Origin of the sequence: Nostoc sp. C052 (assembly GCF_013393905.1) — a bacterium.
Lineage (GTDB): Bacteria > Cyanobacteriota > Cyanobacteriia > Cyanobacteriales > Nostocaceae > Nostoc.
The window spans coordinates 1,117,846-1,136,323 of record NZ_CP040272.1 but is presented as its reverse complement, the minus strand read 5'-3'; the positions used below and the strand labels follow the sequence as shown (position 1 = coordinate 1,136,323).

Annotated in this window: 12 protein-coding genes; 10 read left to right on the top strand and 2 right to left on the bottom strand. The window is 41.0% G+C overall.

Features of this window, described 5'->3' with window-relative positions; genetic code table 11:
- The first annotated feature begins 1,093 nt into the window (after positions 1–1,093).
- On the top strand, positions 1,094–2,341 hold the full coding sequence (locus tag FD723_RS04805; protein WP_179064317.1) for a DUF4912 domain-containing protein: 1,248 nt from the start codon (positions 1,094–1,096) through the stop codon (positions 2,339–2,341).
- 82 nt (positions 2,342–2,423) lie between these two features.
- The gene (locus tag FD723_RS04800) at positions 2,424–3,350 is read left to right on the top strand and encodes a phosphodiester glycosidase family protein (protein WP_179064316.1); all 927 of its coding nucleotides are present in this window, start codon (positions 2,424–2,426) and stop codon (positions 3,348–3,350) included.
- Positions 3,351–3,873: 523 nt separating this feature from the next.
- Here the strand turns inward: FD723_RS04800 and FD723_RS04795 are convergent.
- Positions 3,874–4,188: a hypothetical protein gene (locus tag FD723_RS04795; protein WP_179064315.1), complete on the bottom strand. Its 315-nt coding sequence runs from the start codon at positions 4,186–4,188 to the stop codon at positions 3,874–3,876.
- A 566-nt stretch (positions 4,189–4,754) separates the two neighbouring features.
- Here FD723_RS04795 and FD723_RS04790 point away from each other — a divergent pair.
- A complete protein-coding gene (locus FD723_RS04790) occupies positions 4,755–4,985 on the top strand; it encodes a transcriptional regulator (protein WP_179064314.1) in 231 nt (76 codons plus the stop codon).
- A gap of 298 nt (positions 4,986–5,283) precedes the next feature.
- Positions 5,284–9,549, top strand: a complete 4,266-nt coding sequence (locus FD723_RS04785; protein ID WP_179064313.1) for an ATP-binding protein — start codon at positions 5,284–5,286, stop codon at positions 9,547–9,549.
- A gap of 126 nt (positions 9,550–9,675) precedes the next feature.
- On the opposite strand, the gene FD723_RS04780 is transcribed toward FD723_RS04785, so the two are convergent.
- Positions 9,676–9,843 (bottom strand): hypothetical protein, encoded by a 168-nt coding sequence (locus tag FD723_RS04780; protein WP_179064312.1) that lies wholly within the window; start codon positions 9,841–9,843, stop codon positions 9,676–9,678.
- A 725-nt stretch (positions 9,844–10,568) separates the two neighbouring features.
- Between FD723_RS04780 and FD723_RS04775 the strand changes: the two genes are divergently transcribed.
- The 6 genes from FD723_RS04775 to csm4 all read left to right on the top strand — a co-directional run bounded on the left by FD723_RS04775 (position 10,569) and on the right by csm4 (position 18,477).
- The gene (locus FD723_RS04775) at positions 10,569–12,779 is read left to right on the top strand and encodes an EAL domain-containing protein (RefSeq protein WP_179064311.1); all 2,211 of its coding nucleotides are present in this window, start codon (positions 10,569–10,571) and stop codon (positions 12,777–12,779) included.
- Between the two features lie 245 nt (positions 12,780–13,024).
- A complete protein-coding gene (locus tag FD723_RS04770; RefSeq protein WP_179064310.1) occupies positions 13,025–13,330 on the top strand; it encodes a CRISPR-associated protein Csx3 in 306 nt (101 codons plus the stop codon).
- A gap of 306 nt (positions 13,331–13,636) precedes the next feature.
- Positions 13,637–15,937, top strand: a complete 2,301-nt coding sequence (cas10, locus tag FD723_RS04765) for a type III-A CRISPR-associated protein Cas10/Csm1 (protein ID WP_179064309.1) — start codon at positions 13,637–13,639, stop codon at positions 15,935–15,937.
- Between the two features lie 7 nt (positions 15,938–15,944).
- Complete coding sequence (gene csm2 / locus FD723_RS04760) at positions 15,945–16,424, top strand: type III-A CRISPR-associated protein Csm2 (protein WP_179064308.1); 480 nt, start codon at positions 15,945–15,947, stop codon at positions 16,422–16,424.
- Between the two features lie 2 nt (positions 16,425–16,426).
- Complete coding sequence (gene csm3 / locus FD723_RS04755) at positions 16,427–17,407, top strand: type III-A CRISPR-associated RAMP protein Csm3 (RefSeq protein WP_179064307.1); 981 nt, start codon at positions 16,427–16,429, stop codon at positions 17,405–17,407.
- Entirely contained in the window at positions 17,404–18,477 is a 1,074-nt protein-coding gene (gene csm4 / locus FD723_RS04750) for a type III-A CRISPR-associated RAMP protein Csm4 (protein WP_179064306.1), read from the top strand. Before csm3 ends, csm4 begins: the two co-directional genes overlap by 4 nt.
- Position 18,478 lies beyond the last annotated feature (1 nt).

Sequence of the window (18,478 nt, the reverse complement as noted above, 5' to 3'; positions counted from 1 at the left end):
GGGGTTGGTATTCGCCCAGTATTTATTCGCCCAGTATTGCTGCAAGGAGGAGTGGAAAATCATGTATTACAGCATAATACATAATCAACAATAGAGCTACAGTCTCGCAATCTAATGACTTCAAAAGAAATTACTGAATTGATTGAAACTGAAATTGACGGTGATTGGTCACGTTCTAATTTTCACGGTGTAGATTTAAAAAAATGTCTAGTTTAACCTGTAAAGAAAGTTTATGAAATTGGTTTTGAAGAGGGTAGCACAATTGATTTGTAGCTTGTACTTGAGGAGATACCAGAAGATAAAAACTTAGATTATAAAATTGTGTTTGATGAATAATCAAAGCAATTTGGTTTAGCTATTTCTGGGCTAGAGCAAGATATATTTATTGGTTTTTATGGCACATTTTAAATACGTTTGTAGGTATGTAGTAGATAACTTTATATAATTTACCGATGAACTAATTAGGTGATTTCCGAAAAAGAATTTACCACCTAAAAATGATTTGGCTGTGCCTGCTGTGGCTAACGTATCCAAATGCTTGCTCCTGTTTGTTTTGCATCAAGGCTACATTCTACCTCTATTGGTAAATTCTTTCCTAGAAATCACCTTACCCCCACACTCCTCTTCCCCTAAAGCCTACACTGTGCGTGAGAAATCCGGGCCAATCCCTTTGAGTGGATTGCAGTTTTTGGCTAACCCACAGCTTAATGTCATGAAAAATCTATATTATGGCGATGCTGTAATCTCAAACTCGCCAGTAATGTTATGAAAGCATGACATTGCGATCCCGAAATGGCTGATAAATTCGTGAAACAGGCAAAAAACCTACTTCTTACCCCTTGATCCCTAGATATGCTTAGTGGTTAATATTGACTTAACAAACAGAACTCCTCCGATCCCAAAGAAATGCTAATTTTGGCACGATCAGGAATTGCAAGGACGTTACCTCAATTTAAAAACAGATTAAAAAACTTAAAAACTGGGCAAAACCAGGAGTCAGGATAAGAAATTCATCTGGAGTGGATGACATTTTATATAGCATTCTTTAACCAGGGGAAATCATTTACCGCTTAAACTACTGGAGGCCAAATTAATGGCAAAAGAACGCCCACCACTAGAGGAGATGACCTTACGCCAACTACGCAAAGTTGCTAGCGAATATAGCATCTCTCGCTATAGCCGAATGCGTAAATCACAACTGCTGGCATCAATACAAGAAGTCCAGCGCAGCAAAAATTTACTCAGTCCATCTCGTTCATTGGAGGCACAAGAAACCGTGGAAGCTGCAAAGTTTGAATTAGGTCAGGAAGATCGTACTGGTGGATCTTTGGCTGATGTTGATGAAGGACTGGCAGATTTGCCATCTGGCTATGGTGACAGCCGGATTGTACTCTTACCGCGCGATCCTCAGTGGGCTTACACTTACTGGGATGTTCCCAATGAACACAAAGAGGAACTGCGCCGCCAAGGGGGACAACAACTGGCACTGCGGATTTATGATGTCACCGACGTTGATCTCGAATACCAAAGTCCCCACAGTATTCAAGAATATCCGGCTGATGAACTAGCTAGAGAATGGTATTTACCAGTTCCAGTTAGCGATCGCGATTATGTGATCGATATCGGCTATCGTACTGCTGATGGTCGCTGGTTAGTACTAGCTCGTTCATCGAGAGTACACATTCCTCCCGTCTATCCTTCTGACTGGATAGAGGATGTCTTCATCACTGTCAACTTTGAAGAAGATTTGCGTGGTAAGACTCAATACGAACTAGTTCCCCCTGCCAAGAAGGTTGCAGCTACCGCCAATGGTAATACTGTTGTGAATAACGGCAACCCCATCTACGACCAAATCTTTGGTTTAGCCGAATCTGCCGAAGCGCTACGGGTTGCTGGTTCTATCTTTGGTTCTCAGCATCAAGTACCAGGTTCAGCGCGCCCCGAACAAGCTCTCAGCTCCTACATTTTCCCCTCTGGTGTTGGTCTGTGGGCGTCTGGCTTAACCGCTTCCGGTGCAGGAATGTCAGGTGTTGGCTTCTCGGCTTCTGCTGTACCAGTGCGTCCACGCAAGTTCTGGTTAATTGCCGATGCTGAATTGATCGTCTACGGTGCAACCGAACCTGATGCTACCGTAACCATTGGTGGCCGTCCAATTAAGCTAAACCCAGATGGAACATTCCGTTTCCAGATGTCCTTCCAAGATGGTTTAATTGACTATCCGATTTTGGCTGTAGCTGCTGATGGTGAACAAACCCGATCAATTCAAATGAAATTTAATCGTGAAACACCATCTCGGAATACTAACACCAAAGAAGAAGCTGTTTTAGAATGGTTTCCTTAAGTTTTGGTTCTCAGATTAACTCCAGACTGAAATTTTAAATTATTCCCCGCTATAGTAATTCTGTAGCGGTTTTTTGTATTATATGTCTACAAAAAAATTATTTTTGTTATTTATCTTGATAATCGGTGCAAGCTTATTATCAGGTTGTCAAGAAATTGAAGCAAATTCAGTCTCAAAAGCATCTAAAACTTGTCCTGGCAAAGATGCCAAGTTCAGTATTAATTTTTTTAAAACCAATAATCAAGGTAAAAAAAATCCCAGAGGGATTAACAATGTGATTATTTTTAATCCCAAATCAGCAGAATTAGATTTCAAAGTTAACCTTGGTCTATCTCATAAACTCTACGCCAAAGATGCTAAGGGTAAATTGCGTAAAGAATATGTAGCAAAGCAGTTTCATGAACTCATCGCTGATGAAAATGCCAAATTAAACGGACAGCTACCCATTGCCGCAATTAATGCTGACTATATAGGTACTGATGATAAACCACAGGGCTTAAATGTTTCTCGTGGCGTAGAGTATTCAGGAGTATTTAAAAATAAACGTTCTTCCTTTGGGGTATCAGGAGGTATACCCAACCAGCGACAGGCTACTATCCAAACAGGTAGAAGAAAAAACGATATTCTCAATTACAATTTAGTGGGTGGTAATGGCAGATTTTATCGTCAGGGTAAATTTAAAGATATTTGTCAAGACTTGGGAGAATTTGCTTGTAAAAATGCTAAAAACCGCTCTCTAGCAGCGATTACTAATCAAGGCTATGTCATTCTATTAGTTAATGACTTGAAAGCTAATTCAGATATTGAGTTATCTCAAGTTAATCAAGAATTACTACCAGATATGTTTGATAATGTCTTAGAAGGTATAGCTAGCAATAACTGTTTAGGTCAGATTCAAGAAGGGATTTTATTTGATGGCGGTATGTCTCCAGGATTGTATTACAACCAGAAAACTTATGTAGAAAACCTTGGCCCGATTGGTTCAGTTTTTTTGATTTACAAAAAATAAAAATATCGAGCCTACTTTATTTATAAAAATCACAATACTCAGATCCCCGACTTATTGGAGAAGTCGGGGATCTCGTCACTTATGAATGATTTAGGATTGCTATATACAAATAGTTTTGTACCTATAGAATTACTATCAATACTGCTCGCTTTGTAGATTTTTAACTTGGAATTGGGTTTAGGGAAAAGGTTAAAGGTTTTTTCTTTCCTCTTTCCCCCGCCCCTTATCCCCAGAGGGGGCCCCACCTTCCCCTTTTCCCCAAAACCCGACAAGTATTGGGATTACTATTTAATTTTTGAACAAAAGTAGGTACTGTAGTGGTGTGTCAAGGCTAAAATGTTGCAAAAAAATTGTAGGTTGGGGAACCACTGCGTTGCGCGGGTTAAGAGCGTTCTAGCAAGTGGCGTTGGAGGCTTTGCCAAAGCCAACATCCTGATATCTGTTGGGTTGCGCTCCGCTCCACCCAACCTACGTCTGGTTTTGTACTTAGCTAAAATTAGATTTAATTTCATCCAGCAAAATTTTAGAATACCGATTCTTTAACTTTCTGTGACTTCTCAAGCTTGTTGGGATTTACCCAACGATTAACAGATTCATTGTTATGTTTGTATACCTTAATTTGCACTTGCTTGGAACTTAACTTGACTATTTCGGCGGGAATTCTTTGAACATCGCTAGAATCTGCGCGAGGCTTGTAAAGCCAAATAACTTTTTGCCCAACTTCAAAGTAGTTAGAATTGCTAGGCAAAGAAGGCGTACTTTCTGCACAAGAGGGGAAAGCAACTGCTAAGTTGATCAAAAGTACTAAGACCACTAGACTTATTTGGAAAAGTTTCATGATCATTGAACTTGTCTTAGGTCTGGTGGGGCAATCAATCTGCTGCTCTAACATTTAAATATTATCCTGTTTATTATTTTTATTAATCGCAAACCAAGGGGAGCATCCCAAATGTGTAAGTTATATCAAACCCAGGTGATAAATTGTCATTGCGTACTCCTTTCCTACGGAACGCTACGCGAACGGAGAACCCCCAGGGTACGCAACATCGTGGAGCAAACGCAATGACAAACATGTTCTTGCAAAATTGGGATGCTCCCACTGATTTTAGGATAAAGCGACTTCGCAAATAAAATCAAATATTCTTTTTTCTTGAAGCGATAAATTAATCTTATGATAAAATTTGTGATGTTCTGACTTAATCACAATCTCTATCTCAAGAATAATAGACGAAAAAGAACACTCCGTCGTAAAAATTGATCATAAGTGGTTACGCAAAATTATTTATGTCATTGCGTTCGCGTAGCGTCTCGTAGAGAGCAAAATGAAATGTAGCGTTCGCAATGACAAATGTATATTTAATTTTGCATTAGTACTTATATAGTGCTTTATAAACTTTGATCTATATGCTTCAGAGTATAAATTTACTTGCGGCGAAGCAACCTAATATTGACCAACTAGTTCGTGCCTTGCGGCAAGAGGTAAATCTGTCTAAAGAAAGTTTTGCTACTGAGTTTGGTATCATCTTTCCAACAATTAATCGTTGTAAAAATGGATATGTAACACCTTCTCTTTTAGCAACACTGCGAATTAGGAGCCTACTCAATGAGTCAGGTGAACATAGTCAAATTATTTAGCCAACATACTTATAAGAATAGTTTTGTGAGTTTTGAATGAGAATCCCCCTTGGTAGCTGAGAATATTGATGATATAAAGGTGACAATAAAAATAGTCAAAACAGCAACTTGCCCCAAAAAGACTAGTTCAATGCTTTGAAAAGTCACAACAGAGTTAGCATTTCACGCTGTATATAGCCTTAAATATCCTCTAAAATGACTGTTTAGAAGCTTAAACGTCTTAATTCCTAGAGGATTTTCCCAAAAGACGATCGCAAATGTAGCTTGTAACCGACGCATGACCAATCGAGAGGAATTAATGAAGAACGAGTCAACGTCTGCCAGAAACGCCGACGTAAATTTCCTTCTCGGCGGGGGTGAAATGGGTGCTAGGATGCGAGAACTGGATTGGTCAAAAACTTCTCTTGGCCCAACACAGCAGTGGCCACAGAGTTTGAAGACTGCTGTGCGGATCATGCTAACTTCCCGTCAAGCCATGTTTGTTTGGTGGGGCGAGGAACTGATTAACCTTTACAATGATGCTTACAAGGCTATTATTGGCGGCAAACACCCAGAAGCGCTTGGGCAGCCAGCTTCCTACGTGTGGCGGGAAATATGGGATCAGGTCGGGCCTAGAGCCGAATCAGCAATGCTGAAGAACGAGGGTACTTACGACGAAGCGCTGCTGCTAATTATGGAGCGCAACGGCTACCCAGAGGAAACCTATTATACTTTTTCATATAGCCCAGTTCCTAATGACCAGGGCGATACAGGTGGAATTATCTGCGCTAACACAGACGATACGCAACGAATTATCGGTGAGCGTCAGTTGGCACTTTTGCGCGAACTAGCGGCGAGAACAGCAGACGCGCGGACGTTTGATGAAGCCTGTACGGTGAGTGCGAGTTGTTTAGAAAGCAACCCTTACGATCTCCCTTTTGCAATGATTTATCTGGTTGATCCAGATAAGCAGGAAGTTTTTTTAGCTGGAACGTGTCGCATTGAGCAAAATCATCTAGCAGTTCCAGAAACAGTAGCTCTTGATGCTGATGGGGTTTGGCCCTTTGCAGAAGTGATCAAAACCCATCGGGCAAAACTGATTTCCGATTTGGAAGTGTCTTTTAGTAGTCTACCTTGTGGTGTTTGGCAGCGATCGCCCCATCAAGCGATCGCAGTCCCCATTGCCCCATCCGGTCAAACGGGAAAAGCTGGTATATTAATAGCTGGTTTAAACCCCTTCCGGCTATTCGACGATAATTATCAAGGATTCATCGATTTAGTTGCAGCTCAAATTGCAGCCAGCATTGCTAACGCCCAAGCTTACGAAGAAGAACGCAAACGCGCTGAAGCCTTGGCAGAAATCGATCGCGCGAAAACCGTCTTTTTTAGTAACGTCAGCCACGAATTCCGTACCCCACTTACCCTGATGCTGGGGCCATTAGAAGACACCTTAACTAATTGTGCCACTCTGCTTCCACCTAAAGAACTAGAGCAGTTAGAAATGGTGCAACGTAATGGACTCCGGTTGCTGAAACTTGTCAACAGCTTGCTAGACTTCTCGCGCATTGAAGCCGGGCGGGTTCAAGCTTCTTATGAACCCACCAACCTTGCCACCTTCACCACAGAACTAGCTAGTGTATTTCGTTCAGCAGTAGAACGTGCAGGAATGCAATTATTAGTCAATTGTCCTTCCCTGCCAGCACAAGTATATGTCGATCGGGAGATGTGGGAAAAGATTGTTCTTAACCTGCTCTCGAATGCCTTTAAGTTCACGATGGCTGGAGAAATTGCGGTCAGTTTGCAGTGGTCAAATGACCATATTGAGTTTGCAGTCAAAGACACAGGAATCGGCATCCCAGCAGCAGAAATCCCCCACCTTTTTGAACGATTCCACCGCGTCAAAGGGGCGCAAGGACGAACTTTTGAAGGATCGGGAATTGGATTATCACTAGTGCAAGAATTGGTGCAAATGCATGGTGGAAAAGTTGATGTCACCAGTGTTCTAGGCGCAGGTAGTTGCTTTACTGTGTCAATTCCCACAGGATATGCTCATTTGCCTCTAGACCGAATTAGTACCCCTAGAACTTTAGCTTCAACCGCATTAGGTGCAATCCCATATTTAGAAGAAGCCCTGCGTTGGCTACCTGAAGAAGCAGGGGAGCAGGGGAGCAGGGGAGCAAGGGAGGAAAATACTTCCTTTTCCCCTCTGCCCCTCCGCTCCTCTACTCCCTCTGCTCGGATTCTCCTGGCTGACGACAACGCAGACATGCGCGATTATGTCAAACGGCTATTAAGTCAGCAATATGAGGTGGAATCAGTGCCGGACGGTTTAGCGGCTTTGGATTCTGCTCGTGGGCGTGTTCCAGACTTGATACTGACAGATGTGATGATGCCTGGATTAGATGGCTTTGGACTGCTGCAAGCATTAAGAGCCGATCCGCAGACGCAAAAAGTTCCCATCATCCTGTTGTCGGCACGGGCAGGGGAAGAGGCACGGGTGGAAGGGTTAGAAGCGGGAGCCGATGATTATTTGATTAAACCCTTCTCTGCCCGTGAATTGTTGGCGCGGGTAGAGGCAGCCCTCAAAATGGCTCGTCTCCGCCAAGAGGCAATGGAACGCGAACAAGGATTGCGAATTGAAGCTGAGGTGGCGAAAGCACACTTAGAGACTGTCCTAGCTGGTATCAAAGACCAGTTTTATGTGTTGGATCGAGAGTGGCGTTATAGCTTTGTTAATGACCAGGTAGCAGCAGTTGTTGGTATCCAAAAGGAAGATTTGCTAGGTAGGAGCATTTGGGAAGTTTTTCCAGATGTGGTCAACAGCGAGTTTTATACTCAAATTTATCAAGCGATGTCTACGACGGGCTACGCCTACGCACAACAAACTGTTGTTCAGTTTGAATACTTTTATCCTACTTGGCAGCGCTGGTTTGAGAATCGCGTCTACCCCTTTGCAGAAGGAGTAAGCATTTTTACTACAGATATTAGCGATCGCAAACAGGCAGAAAAAGCCCTTCGGGAAAGTGAAGAAAAGTTCCGCAACATGGCGGACAATGCCCCCTTCATGGTTTGGGTGACAGACACTGATAGCCATTGCACCTATCTCAGTCAAAGTTGGTACGACTTTACAGGTCAAAACGAGGAAGCGGGTCTGGGATTTGGCTGGTTAAATGCTGTACATCCAGAGGATGGCAATGACGTTAGGAATATTTTTCTGGAAGCTAGTAGCAGTTATTCGGCTTTCCGTATGGAATATCGCTTGCGGCGCAAAGACGGCGAATATCGCTCTTGTATCGATGCTGCTAATCCGTGGTTTGGGGTAGACGGTGAGTTTAAAGGTTACATTGGCTCAGTAATTGATATTACAGAACGCAAAGTTGCAGAAGCCGAACGCGATCGCCTCCTAGAACTTGAGCAAGCTGCCAGAACTGAAGCCGAAAGAGCCAACCGGATTAAAGATGAGTTTCTAGCAGTACTTTCCCATGAATTGCGATCGCCTCTCAATCCCATTCTTGGTTGGGCGAGACTTTTGCAGACTCGTGAATTTGACACCGCAGCCATGAAGAAAGCGATCGCAACCATCGAGCGGAATGCTAAATTACAAGCTCAACTAATTGAAGATTTGCTCGATGTCTCCCGAATATTACAAGGCAAACTCAACCTCAAGATGTTTCCTGTCAATCTAGTGCTTGTGATTGAGGGGGGATTGGAAACAGTGCGTTTGGCAGCAGAAGCTAAAAACATTCAAATTCAGACAATGTTAGATGGTTCATTCGGGCAAGTTTTGGGCGATTCTAGTCGTTTACAACAAGTTATCTGGAATCTCTTATCGAATGCTGTTAAATTCACTCCTGAAGGAGGGAAAATTGATATTCAACTAGAGCGCGTTGACACTCAAGCTCAGATTACCGTCAGTGACACAGGTAAGGGAATTAGCCCTGACTTTCTCCCTTATGTGTTTGAATATTTTCGTCAGGCTGATGGCACAACAACCCGAAAATTTGGTGGCTTGGGGTTAGGATTAGCAATTGTTCGTCATTTAATAGAATTACATGGTGGCACGATTTCGGCCGAAAGTTTAGGTGAAGGGCAAGGAGCGATTTTCCGAGTCAGGCTACCATTAATTAAGAAAGATTTACCCCCAAAACCAGACATAAATATTACTGCATTAAATCCTGCTTCTGTGACTGAAATTCTTGCAGGCATCCAAATCTTAGTTGTGGATGATGACGATGATACTCGTGACTTCCACACATTTGTGCTAGAGCAGGCTGGAGCAAGGGTAATTGCTGTGACATCAGCAAAAGAAGCGTTGCAAGTATTGGCAGAATCAGAACCAGATATGCTGCTCAGTGATATTGGGATGCCAGAGACAGATGGCTATATGCTGATGCAGCAAATTAAAGTATTGCAGGCAAAACAAGCCAAACAGATGCCAGCGATCGCTTTAACTGCTTATGCAGGAGAAATCAACCAGCAACAAGCACTCGCATCAGGCTTTCAAAAGCATCTATCCAAACCCATCGAACCAGAGGAATTAGTCAAGGCAATTGCAACTCTAATTGGCAGAATTTGGAATGGCTGAGTGTTCGCCTGTGGTGTATAAACTGCTTAAGAGGGAACAGGGAAATCCCCATAATTAAAATTAGTCAACTTACAGCTATTTTCAGGTAAATAGACCACGCGGTAGGGGCACAGCAATGCTGTGCCCTTACGATAAATGTGGTTCAAATACATGAAAACTGCTGTAAGCTGAAACTCCTTTAAAACCTCGTTTCCAGCCTCCGGCTGGAAATGCTGCTCCTGGTGGCTCTGCCGCCAGCAAGCGAGGCGGAGCCTCTAGGATGGCATTCCCAGTCTCCGACTGGGAACGAGACAATATCTAAAAGCTTTTACTACGCTAGTTTTCACGTTAAGTTGACACCAATGTACCCTGCGGGAAGCCGCTCGGCATCTACATGAATTGCCCCTACACCTTATTTGAGTGGGAACCGCTATATTTACTCTTAATTAATCGAGAGAAAGTTTTTTTATCGTAAATTAAAGGGTTTAAGAACCTGCAATCTATATGTAGCAGCCATTTCAATCGGGGTTTAAATCCCCCGTTAGCGCTAGCGTAAAGCCTTCTCTTTCAGAGACGCTAACGCGTAGCTTGCTTCCACGAAGTGGTACGGTATGGCAACGCTATGAGCGACGGAGGAGCGTCAGCTGCCACAACGCTCTTAACTTATCGCAAGGCACTTCTCTTCTCTACGAGACGCTACGCGAACGTCTAAAATGTCTTTAATTTTGAATTTTGTTAGCGCAGCGTTAGCAAGTTTACGAGCGTCATTTTGAATTGTTAATCTGCTTATTTATACCTTTAGTTTGTAACTTAAATTATTGATCTCACTCCTGATTATTTTGCTTAATTACGCAAAATATATCGGCAATTACTTGAGTGTACCGTATAAATTTTGGTAAGTGTTGTTAGGTTATCTACTCAGCTAAATTATTCAGTTTACTTAACTCATCAAATCTTCATGTATTTGAAGGGTAGTTTATCTTTTACAGTAAAAATAGTGGGAATAATAAACTAAATTGGATTAAGCAAATTAGTTAGCTATGAGCCAAATATGTCCTATCTCCAAAACCTGCGCTTGTCGCAATGTTGCACGCTGCCGGACTCAGGAGGCAGGTAGGCTCTTTCTCTGGTTCCCTGTTCCACATACCCTAACAAAAGTCACCTCCTACCTAGAGCAGTTTTCTCTTGAGTATGAACTGATGCAAGAACGGCCAGGTTTGAGTTTGAACTGTAGAACCGGACAGTCTCTAGAAATTGCCCGTAACCTGGCCAAATTACTTGCACCAAGAGAATTAAAAGAAACGCAAGTCCTTTTCATTCGAGGTACTATCCAACCTCAAATCCACGATTTTAGTGACATAGCCTCATTACAACGCTTCATTCAGTTGAACCAATCCGACTGGCTGGTTGAAATGTTAGCAGCGGAACGATTCACCAGTTACTTCCAACCAATTGTCTCAATTAACGATACATCGCAGATTTTTGGATATGAATCGCTCTTGCGGGGACTGGATGAACAAGGCAATTTAGTACTACCGACACCAATTATAGAGTTAGCAACTGAAGCCGGACTCATACCACAACTCGACCAAGTTGCTCGCCTCAGCACAATCAATCAATTCAGTCGCCATCAAGTGAGTGGGCATATCTTCATCAATTTTGCACCAACGTCACTTTATGACCCAGTTTTTTGCCTACGTAGTACAGTAGAGGCAATTGATACTGCTGGAATTTCGCACGATCGCGTTGTTTTTGAAGTCGTGGAGTCAGACAATCCTCAAGATTTAGCCCACCTCAAGGCAGTACTACAATACTACCGAGATGCTGGGTTTTTAGTCGCTCTTGATGACCTTGGTTCTGGCTATTCCAGCCTAAACTTGCTGCATCAGTTACGTCCAGACTTTATCAAGCTGGATATGGAGTTAATTCGAGATGTACATCAAGACCTTTACAAAGCTTCCATTACTGAAAAGCTTCTAGAGATTACTCAAAAATTAAACATCCAGACCGTTGCTGAAGGAATTGAGTGCATTGAGGAATTGAACTGGCTGCGAGAACGAGGTGCAAATCTTGCTCAAGGCTATTTGATTGCTCAACCCAGTGCAGTGCCTATTACTACAACCCCTTACTTTGATCCGATCGCATTAACTGTAGTATCGGCAAATTCTCAGGTAGTTGAGCAGGTTCAACACCAAAGCGAGTCCGAGCGAATTGTGGCAGCAGTGACGCAGCGCATTCGACAATCGTTGGAGTTAGACGAGATTTTGCAAACCACAGCAGCCGAAGTGCGACAACTATTTCAGGTAGATAGAGTATTAATCTATCAGTTTGAGCCAGACTGGAGTGGGTTAGTTGCTGTAGAATCCTTAGCAGAAGGGTGTATGTCCATTCTTGGTTTTCACGTTATGGACACATGCTTTAAATCCACACGTGCAGCTTACTTCCAAGAAGGTAACACCAGAGCGATCGAAGACATTGAAAATGCGGGACTATCGCCGTGTCATATTGATCTCCTCCGAAGTCTGCAAATTCGGGCAAACCTTGTCGTACCCATTTTGCAGCAAGAGCGTTTGTGGGGATTATTGATTGCTCACCAATGCCATAACAGCAGACAATGGCAGCAATCGGAAATTAACTTATTTAACCAGTTAGCTGGTCAAGCTGCGATCGCTATTCAGCAATCAGAACTTTACCACCAATTACAACAAGCAAACCAAGAATTACAGCGCCTTGCCTGTTCGGATGGTCTAACCCAAGTAGGAAATCGACGTTGCTTTGATGACACGTTAAAGACACAGTGGCAACGATTGGCACGAGAACAAGGTTCGCTATCTTTGATTTTGTGTGATGTCGATTACTTTAAGCTCTACAACGATACGCATGGACATCTGGCAGGAGATGATGCACTTAGACAGGTTGCCAAGACAATTTCTCAGACAGTGAAACACCCCGCAGATTTAGTTGCTCGTTATGGTGGAGAAGAGTTTGCAGTCATTTTGCCGAATACTGATATCGAAAGGGCTATTGCAGTTGCCAAAGATATTCAGACCAATATTAGTGCATTACAAATGCCTCACCCTCATTCTGATGTCAGTGAATTCATCACCCTAAGTCTTGGTGTGGCAACCATTATACCTCATAGCCAATTATCTCCTGAAACCTTAATTGCTGCTGCTGACCAAGGACTCTACCAAGCAAAAGCACAAGGAAGAAATTGTGTGGTGCAGATGGATTGTGAGAATGCTGACTGAATAATTACTAATTCATAATTAAAGACACTGTAGAGAGCGAGTATTGGCATAGGATTAATCGTACTTCCTCTGCTTGAGATAAATGCCGATTAGCTTAGGTCTTTCAATTTAGACTGCTTGCAGCGATTTTGGTAGAGTAGTTGTATGTTCTAGAGTTATACATTGAGAACAGTATAATTACTATGCTTGGAAGACCCCCTTCCAATCACTTGTATGATAAAGGCATTCGTGGAGGTGTGAAAAAAATGACGACTTACCAAATCGTCTTTGAAGGTGAAGTGTTAAAAATCGGATTTGCCGAACCCGCACAAAATAACCAAATTGTCAAAGATGCGGCAGCACGTCTGGATGAGATGAGTAAAACAGGAGAGCTAGCAGGGGGAGTATTACTGAAGATTAATGGCCCGGTGTCTGTGCCTGTAGCCTTTGTATTAGCACATAAGGTAGGGCATCTTTACGGTGCGATCGCATTTTTTGACCCCAAGTTAGGCAAGTATGTTGTCTGTATTACCCATAACCCAGCATATAGCCTGGGTGATTTAGTTGATTAAAGTTTAATATGCAACACTTAGTTGTTCAAATTGACATGAGTACAAATCTCAATTTACCTGAGAATTTATTCAAAAAAAAGTAATACAAGTTTAAAATGCGTGTTTGCCTCTGAATATAATCGATTTAATGGGAAAAATTGATGATAAAAATATATTTATTGCATTTTATGCTACTCATACGTTAATTTTATTTAAGTATATTACGTAAATGAGGCAGTTGATTAATAGGTAGGGGTAGGATGCGATCGCTATTACTTCTAGCTTCAGGTTTTATATAGTTTGCAGTTTACATAAACGAAAGCTTTTATGGTGACAAGTTCTCAAGAGGTTGCATTACAGGTTGTTCAGCAGGCGATCGCTGCTTTGGCTATTTGGGCAAAGCCAGATAATCAGTTACCCGTTCAAAAAAAAGAGCATCCAGCAGTTACTAGAGCTAAAAATGTATTGGGCTGGAAAAATTATTCAAAAATTGGAAAGTTGAGTTTGCTATTTGACAAAGTAAAGTTATCTGACCAACCCAAGCAATATCAACCAAAAGCTCATTACCATCGACTGTTAGCAATTGAAAATAATAATCAAGAATATCCAGATATTCCTTATCCATCAGATTTAGAATCTGTTCAAAAAGAAAAGTCGGCTTTTAAAGACAAAATTCAAAGTGAAGTCTTACCCTATATTGAAGAAAACTGGGATAATCTTTCCTGGCTGATACTAATTCTAGAAAAATTTGGCTCATGTCTCAGCTTTGGTGAACCTGATGTTGCTTTAGTAGACAGAGCAAAGACTACAGCAGCAGTTACAGCCGCTTTAGTTAATAATAGTGACGCTGAAAATATCAGCTTAATTGCTGGGGATTTATCAGGAATACAAAATTTTATCTACACAATTTCTTCTGATGGCGCTCTCAAGTCACTACGAGCGAGGAGTTTTTATTTAGAATTAGTTATCCAAGAAGTAGTACAGCAATTAATCGGAGATTTAAAACTCCCAAGTACTAATATAATTTATGCTGGAGGAGGCAATTTTTACTTAATCGTATCGGGCGAATCACAACAGATAAAAGAATCTGTAAACAAAATACGTCAAACGTTTAATAGATGGCTATTAAACACCTTTAAAGGCAAACTATTTTTAGCAATTGATTCCATACATGTCCCTATTAAAGCTTTAGAGGATAAAAGTTTTGCAAATTATTGGACACAACTAACTAAAGATTTAGCCACACAAAAGACTCGTAAATTTTATCAAGAAATCGATGTTTTTCTCAAAGCCAGTCCGAGTTATGAACCTTGCCGAGTTTGTCATCGAGATGATTTACCTAGTTTAAAACCATTAATTCGCCGGAATTTAGATTCTTCCCCTGCCTGCTGGATATGCCGTACCATGTTTGAGCTAGGCGATAATATATTTGATGTTAAGGCGTTATTGCGATCAAAAAGGTCAAATATCAAAGGTTATGTAGACAGAGTTCATATTCCTGGTTACTACTACTATTTTTTCACAGAATGGCAACAAGCAAGAAATTTAGCTCAAAATAATGAAATAGTTTTTCTCATCAACGATTGGCAATTAGAACACTATAAGACAGATAATAATTTGCTGCTATTATTAGGAAACTATGGTAAAGAAAGTGAAGTAGAACCAGGGAGATTCATTCGCGCTGAGGAAATGGCAGAAGCAGCAAAGAAAGTAGGTGCAATTCCTAGAGTTGGTTATTTGCGAATGGATGTAGATAGACTGGGCAGAATTTTTGCTGAAGGTTTAGATAAAGAAAATCGGACTTTACCAAGAATTGCAGGACTTTCCCGCCAAATGAGTTATTTCTTTAAGGTGTACCTCAATAGTTTGGCAGAAAATCGTTATGATAATTTTATTAAGTATTACAAAGATAAAACTATTGAAGTTTTAAGTAATGCCAAATATTTAAGAGAGAGAGAGCGAAAAAATCTCCTATTTATTTATGCAGGAGGTGATGATTTATTTGTCAGTGGCGCATGGAATGAAATTGTAGAATTTGCTTTTGACGTTTATCAGTGTTTCTGTGCTTATACAGGAAATAATCCAGATATTACGCTATCAGGTGGAATTAGCATTGATGATATTAAGTTCCCGCTTTATCAAGCTGCAAAATCATCAGGTGAGGCTGAGAATAAAGCTAAAGCAAATGGTAGAGATAGTTTAGGTTTATTTGCTCAAATTTTTAAATGGGATGAATGGTTAGAGATAGAAGACATCAATTTTTTTGAACCAGAAATAAAAAAGTATTTACATCCTGAAAACAAGCCAAAGTTATTAGGTGTGCTACCATTTGTAAAAAAATTAGAAGCACAAAATATTGGGGTTAATTATTCACGTAATTTTGTGCGTAATCTGCTTATAACTGCACAAATACAAGAGCAAGCCTTAAAAAAGTTTGAAGAAGATAAAGAATCAAAGGAGGCTTTAGGTACTCGCTACTATTTACATCTTCCAAAAATTGCTTATACTCTAGCAAGATTACCTAAAAATGTACTAGATGACAATGATTTTCGGACTTCGTTAAAAAGTCCATATAATGCACCTTATTTTCGGGCGATCGCAACTTGGATTGAACTCTTAAACCGTTGATAATTATATGCCAGAGCCAATTAAACCTAAACCATCTTCCCCACCTGTAAACTCCAGACAATTAATTCCTCAAGTAAATACAAGTAAAACACAGAATATTGTCGAACAAATTGTTAAAACTATTGATGGCTTAACGGAAGGATTACAAAAATATCCTATCAGAGACTTAGTTAAACATGCTGAAGAATTTGGCCCTTATCTTAAGCAGCAAAGATTAGAAACTAATCAAGTACGTAAATTCTTAGATGCTGTAAATCGCTTAAAAGCCGATTTAACTGAAACAGGCGAATTTAGCAAAATTGAAACAGAAATAGTTCTGCTTAAACCCAAATTGGCATACGCCGCAGCTAGACAGAGAGCAGCAAAACCATTAGGTGAGGTGATGTCAGCAGCTATTGATAAAGTTCACAGCAAAGAAGATTTTGAGCGTCTAGTTCAATTACTTGAATCAATTATTGCTTATCACAAAGCTGAAGGTGGAAAATAATTATGCCAACATCATACGCGCAAAAACCCTTACTTGGTAAATTGTCCCTCACTAGTCACCTTTCTGTAGAAACTGGATTGCACATTGGCGGTGGTGGTGAAAATTTAGATATTGGTGGACTAGATAAACCTGTTATTCGTGACCCTCTAACAAAGTATCCTTACTTGCCTGGTTCATCTATTAAAGGCAAACTACGCTCCACTTTAGAACGGTTATTAAATAAACCTCTAAATCGCACAGGAGGAAGCGGTACTTGGCGCTATGAAAGTGATGATTTGGTAAATGGATTTACCGAAGTTGAAGAAGGACGATTTATTGCTTATGAAGGCGCTAGTACCTGTCAAATTAGCCGATTGTTTGGTTCTACTGGCGGCTCAAAATTTTGGATGCCAATTGAGGCTGCTAGAGAAGAAGGATTATTGGAAAATAATAGTCCTACTCAGACAATCCAAGGTCAGAACTGCGTCAGAATTAATCGCGGACGTAATGCACCGGCTCGCCTGATTATTCGAGATTCCCATTTGCTACCAGATTCAGCAGCAAAGCTCAAGCAAGTTGATACCGGTTTATATATGACCGAGTGGAAATTTGAAAACGGTATTGATCGCGTGACGGCGGCGGCAAACCCCAGACAGTTAGAGCGTGTACCTGCTGGATCAAAATTCCAGTTTGAATTAGTTTATACCGTAGAAGATAAAGACCAAGCCGTTGAAGATTTGCAAAATATTGCGATCGCACTAGCCATTCTAGAAGATGATGCACTCGGCGGACACGGTTCTAGAGGCTACGGTAAAGTCAGATTTCAAAACTTCGAGTTTTCCTATCGCAGCTTGGCACAATATCGTCAGATTACCAACACGCCTGCTGGTACATCAGGTTTACAACCATTAGAATCTATCGCCAATACACAAGCACTCTTAGATAACTTTGGAAGCTTACGCGATTACATCGAACAGCGAGTATTGCCAGGGAATGAATCATGAGTGTGTGGAAATTAGTTAAACTCAATTTTGGGCGTAGTCCTGCTCACTTTGGGGAATTGGGAATTGGGATTGAAGAAACAAGCGATCGCGTCCGTTCTGATGCTTTATTTAGTGCTTGGGTAAGCGTCTATGCGCGGTTATTTGGTAAAAATGCAGTTGAAGAATTATTGCAGAGATTTCCTTCTGAAAAGCACCCACAACTAATACCCCCCTTGCGGATAAGTTCTACATTCATCTATCGACAAGAGAACGAACACACAATTTACTATCTTCCCCGTCCTCTCAAGTTTCCCATCAACTACCCTGCTGAAGACCTAGAATTTTTCAAAACCTATAAAAAACTGAATTACTTACCTTTAGAAGTATGGCAAAGATGGTATCAAGGAGAGGGATTTATCGGTGGTGATGCTGAAGAGTTAAAAACTGAAACTAAAGGTCAATCTAATGGACATCTGCGCCAATTAGGAACATTTGATTACAAAAAAGCCTTTGAAATTGATCAAATTCCGAAAATTGCAGTAGATCGAGTTACTAGAGCCACAAATCTTTATCACACTGGCTTTGTTCAATTCAGATCAGATAAAAATCCATCTGGTTTATATTTTCTCCTGCAACTCTCCCCAGAAGGCGATAAATTAGCAGATCAATTAAAAGCTGCTTTACATTTATTAGGAGAAGAAGGACTTGGCGGAGAACGTTCAAGTGGTGCAGGGAGATTTGAAATTGAATGGTTAGAATTACCAGAAACTTGGCAAAGTATAGTAGATTTTTCTGCTGGAAATTATCACACCCTCATGAGTTTATTTTGGGATACACTCATAAAAACTGAATTTTTAAATAACGCCAGCTATGAAATTCAAGAACGCGGTGGTTGGATAACTGAAAATCAACTCCGGCGCAAAATGGTGCGAATGTTCAGTGAAGGTTCTGTTTTTAAAGAAGAACCACAGGGGAAACTTGTAGATGTAACACCAATACAGTTAGTAGATGATAAAGGGAAATATAAATTCCACCCCATTTACCGTAGTGGAATTAGCTTGAGCTTATCAATTAACATAAAGGAGAAATAAA

Excerpts from the sequence above, each read along its gene's own strand:
- FD723_RS04805 (WP_179064317.1), top strand. The coding sequence starts at position 1,094 with ATGGCAAAAGAACGCCCACCACTAGAGGAGATGACCTTACGCCAACTA.
- FD723_RS04800 (WP_179064316.1), top strand. The coding sequence starts at position 2,424 with ATGTCTACAAAAAAATTATTTTTGTTATTTATCTTGATAATCGGTGCA.
- FD723_RS04795 (WP_179064315.1), bottom strand. The coding sequence starts at position 4,188 with ATGAAACTTTTCCAAATAAGTCTAGTGGTCTTAGTACTTTTGATCAAC.
- FD723_RS04790 (WP_179064314.1), top strand. The coding sequence starts at position 4,755 with ATGCTTCAGAGTATAAATTTACTTGCGGCGAAGCAACCTAATATTGAC.
- FD723_RS04785 (WP_179064313.1), top strand. The coding sequence starts at position 5,284 with ATGAAGAACGAGTCAACGTCTGCCAGAAACGCCGACGTAAATTTCCTT.
- FD723_RS04775 (WP_179064311.1), top strand. The coding sequence starts at position 10,569 with ATGAGCCAAATATGTCCTATCTCCAAAACCTGCGCTTGTCGCAATGTT.
- FD723_RS04770 (WP_179064310.1), top strand. The coding sequence starts at position 13,025 with ATGACGACTTACCAAATCGTCTTTGAAGGTGAAGTGTTAAAAATCGGA.
- cas10 (WP_179064309.1), top strand. The coding sequence starts at position 13,637 with ATGGTGACAAGTTCTCAAGAGGTTGCATTACAGGTTGTTCAGCAGGCG.
- csm2 (WP_179064308.1), top strand. The coding sequence starts at position 15,945 with ATGCCAGAGCCAATTAAACCTAAACCATCTTCCCCACCTGTAAACTCC.
- csm3 (WP_179064307.1), top strand. The coding sequence starts at position 16,427 with ATGCCAACATCATACGCGCAAAAACCCTTACTTGGTAAATTGTCCCTC.
- csm4 (WP_179064306.1), top strand. The coding sequence starts at position 17,404 with ATGAGTGTGTGGAAATTAGTTAAACTCAATTTTGGGCGTAGTCCTGCT.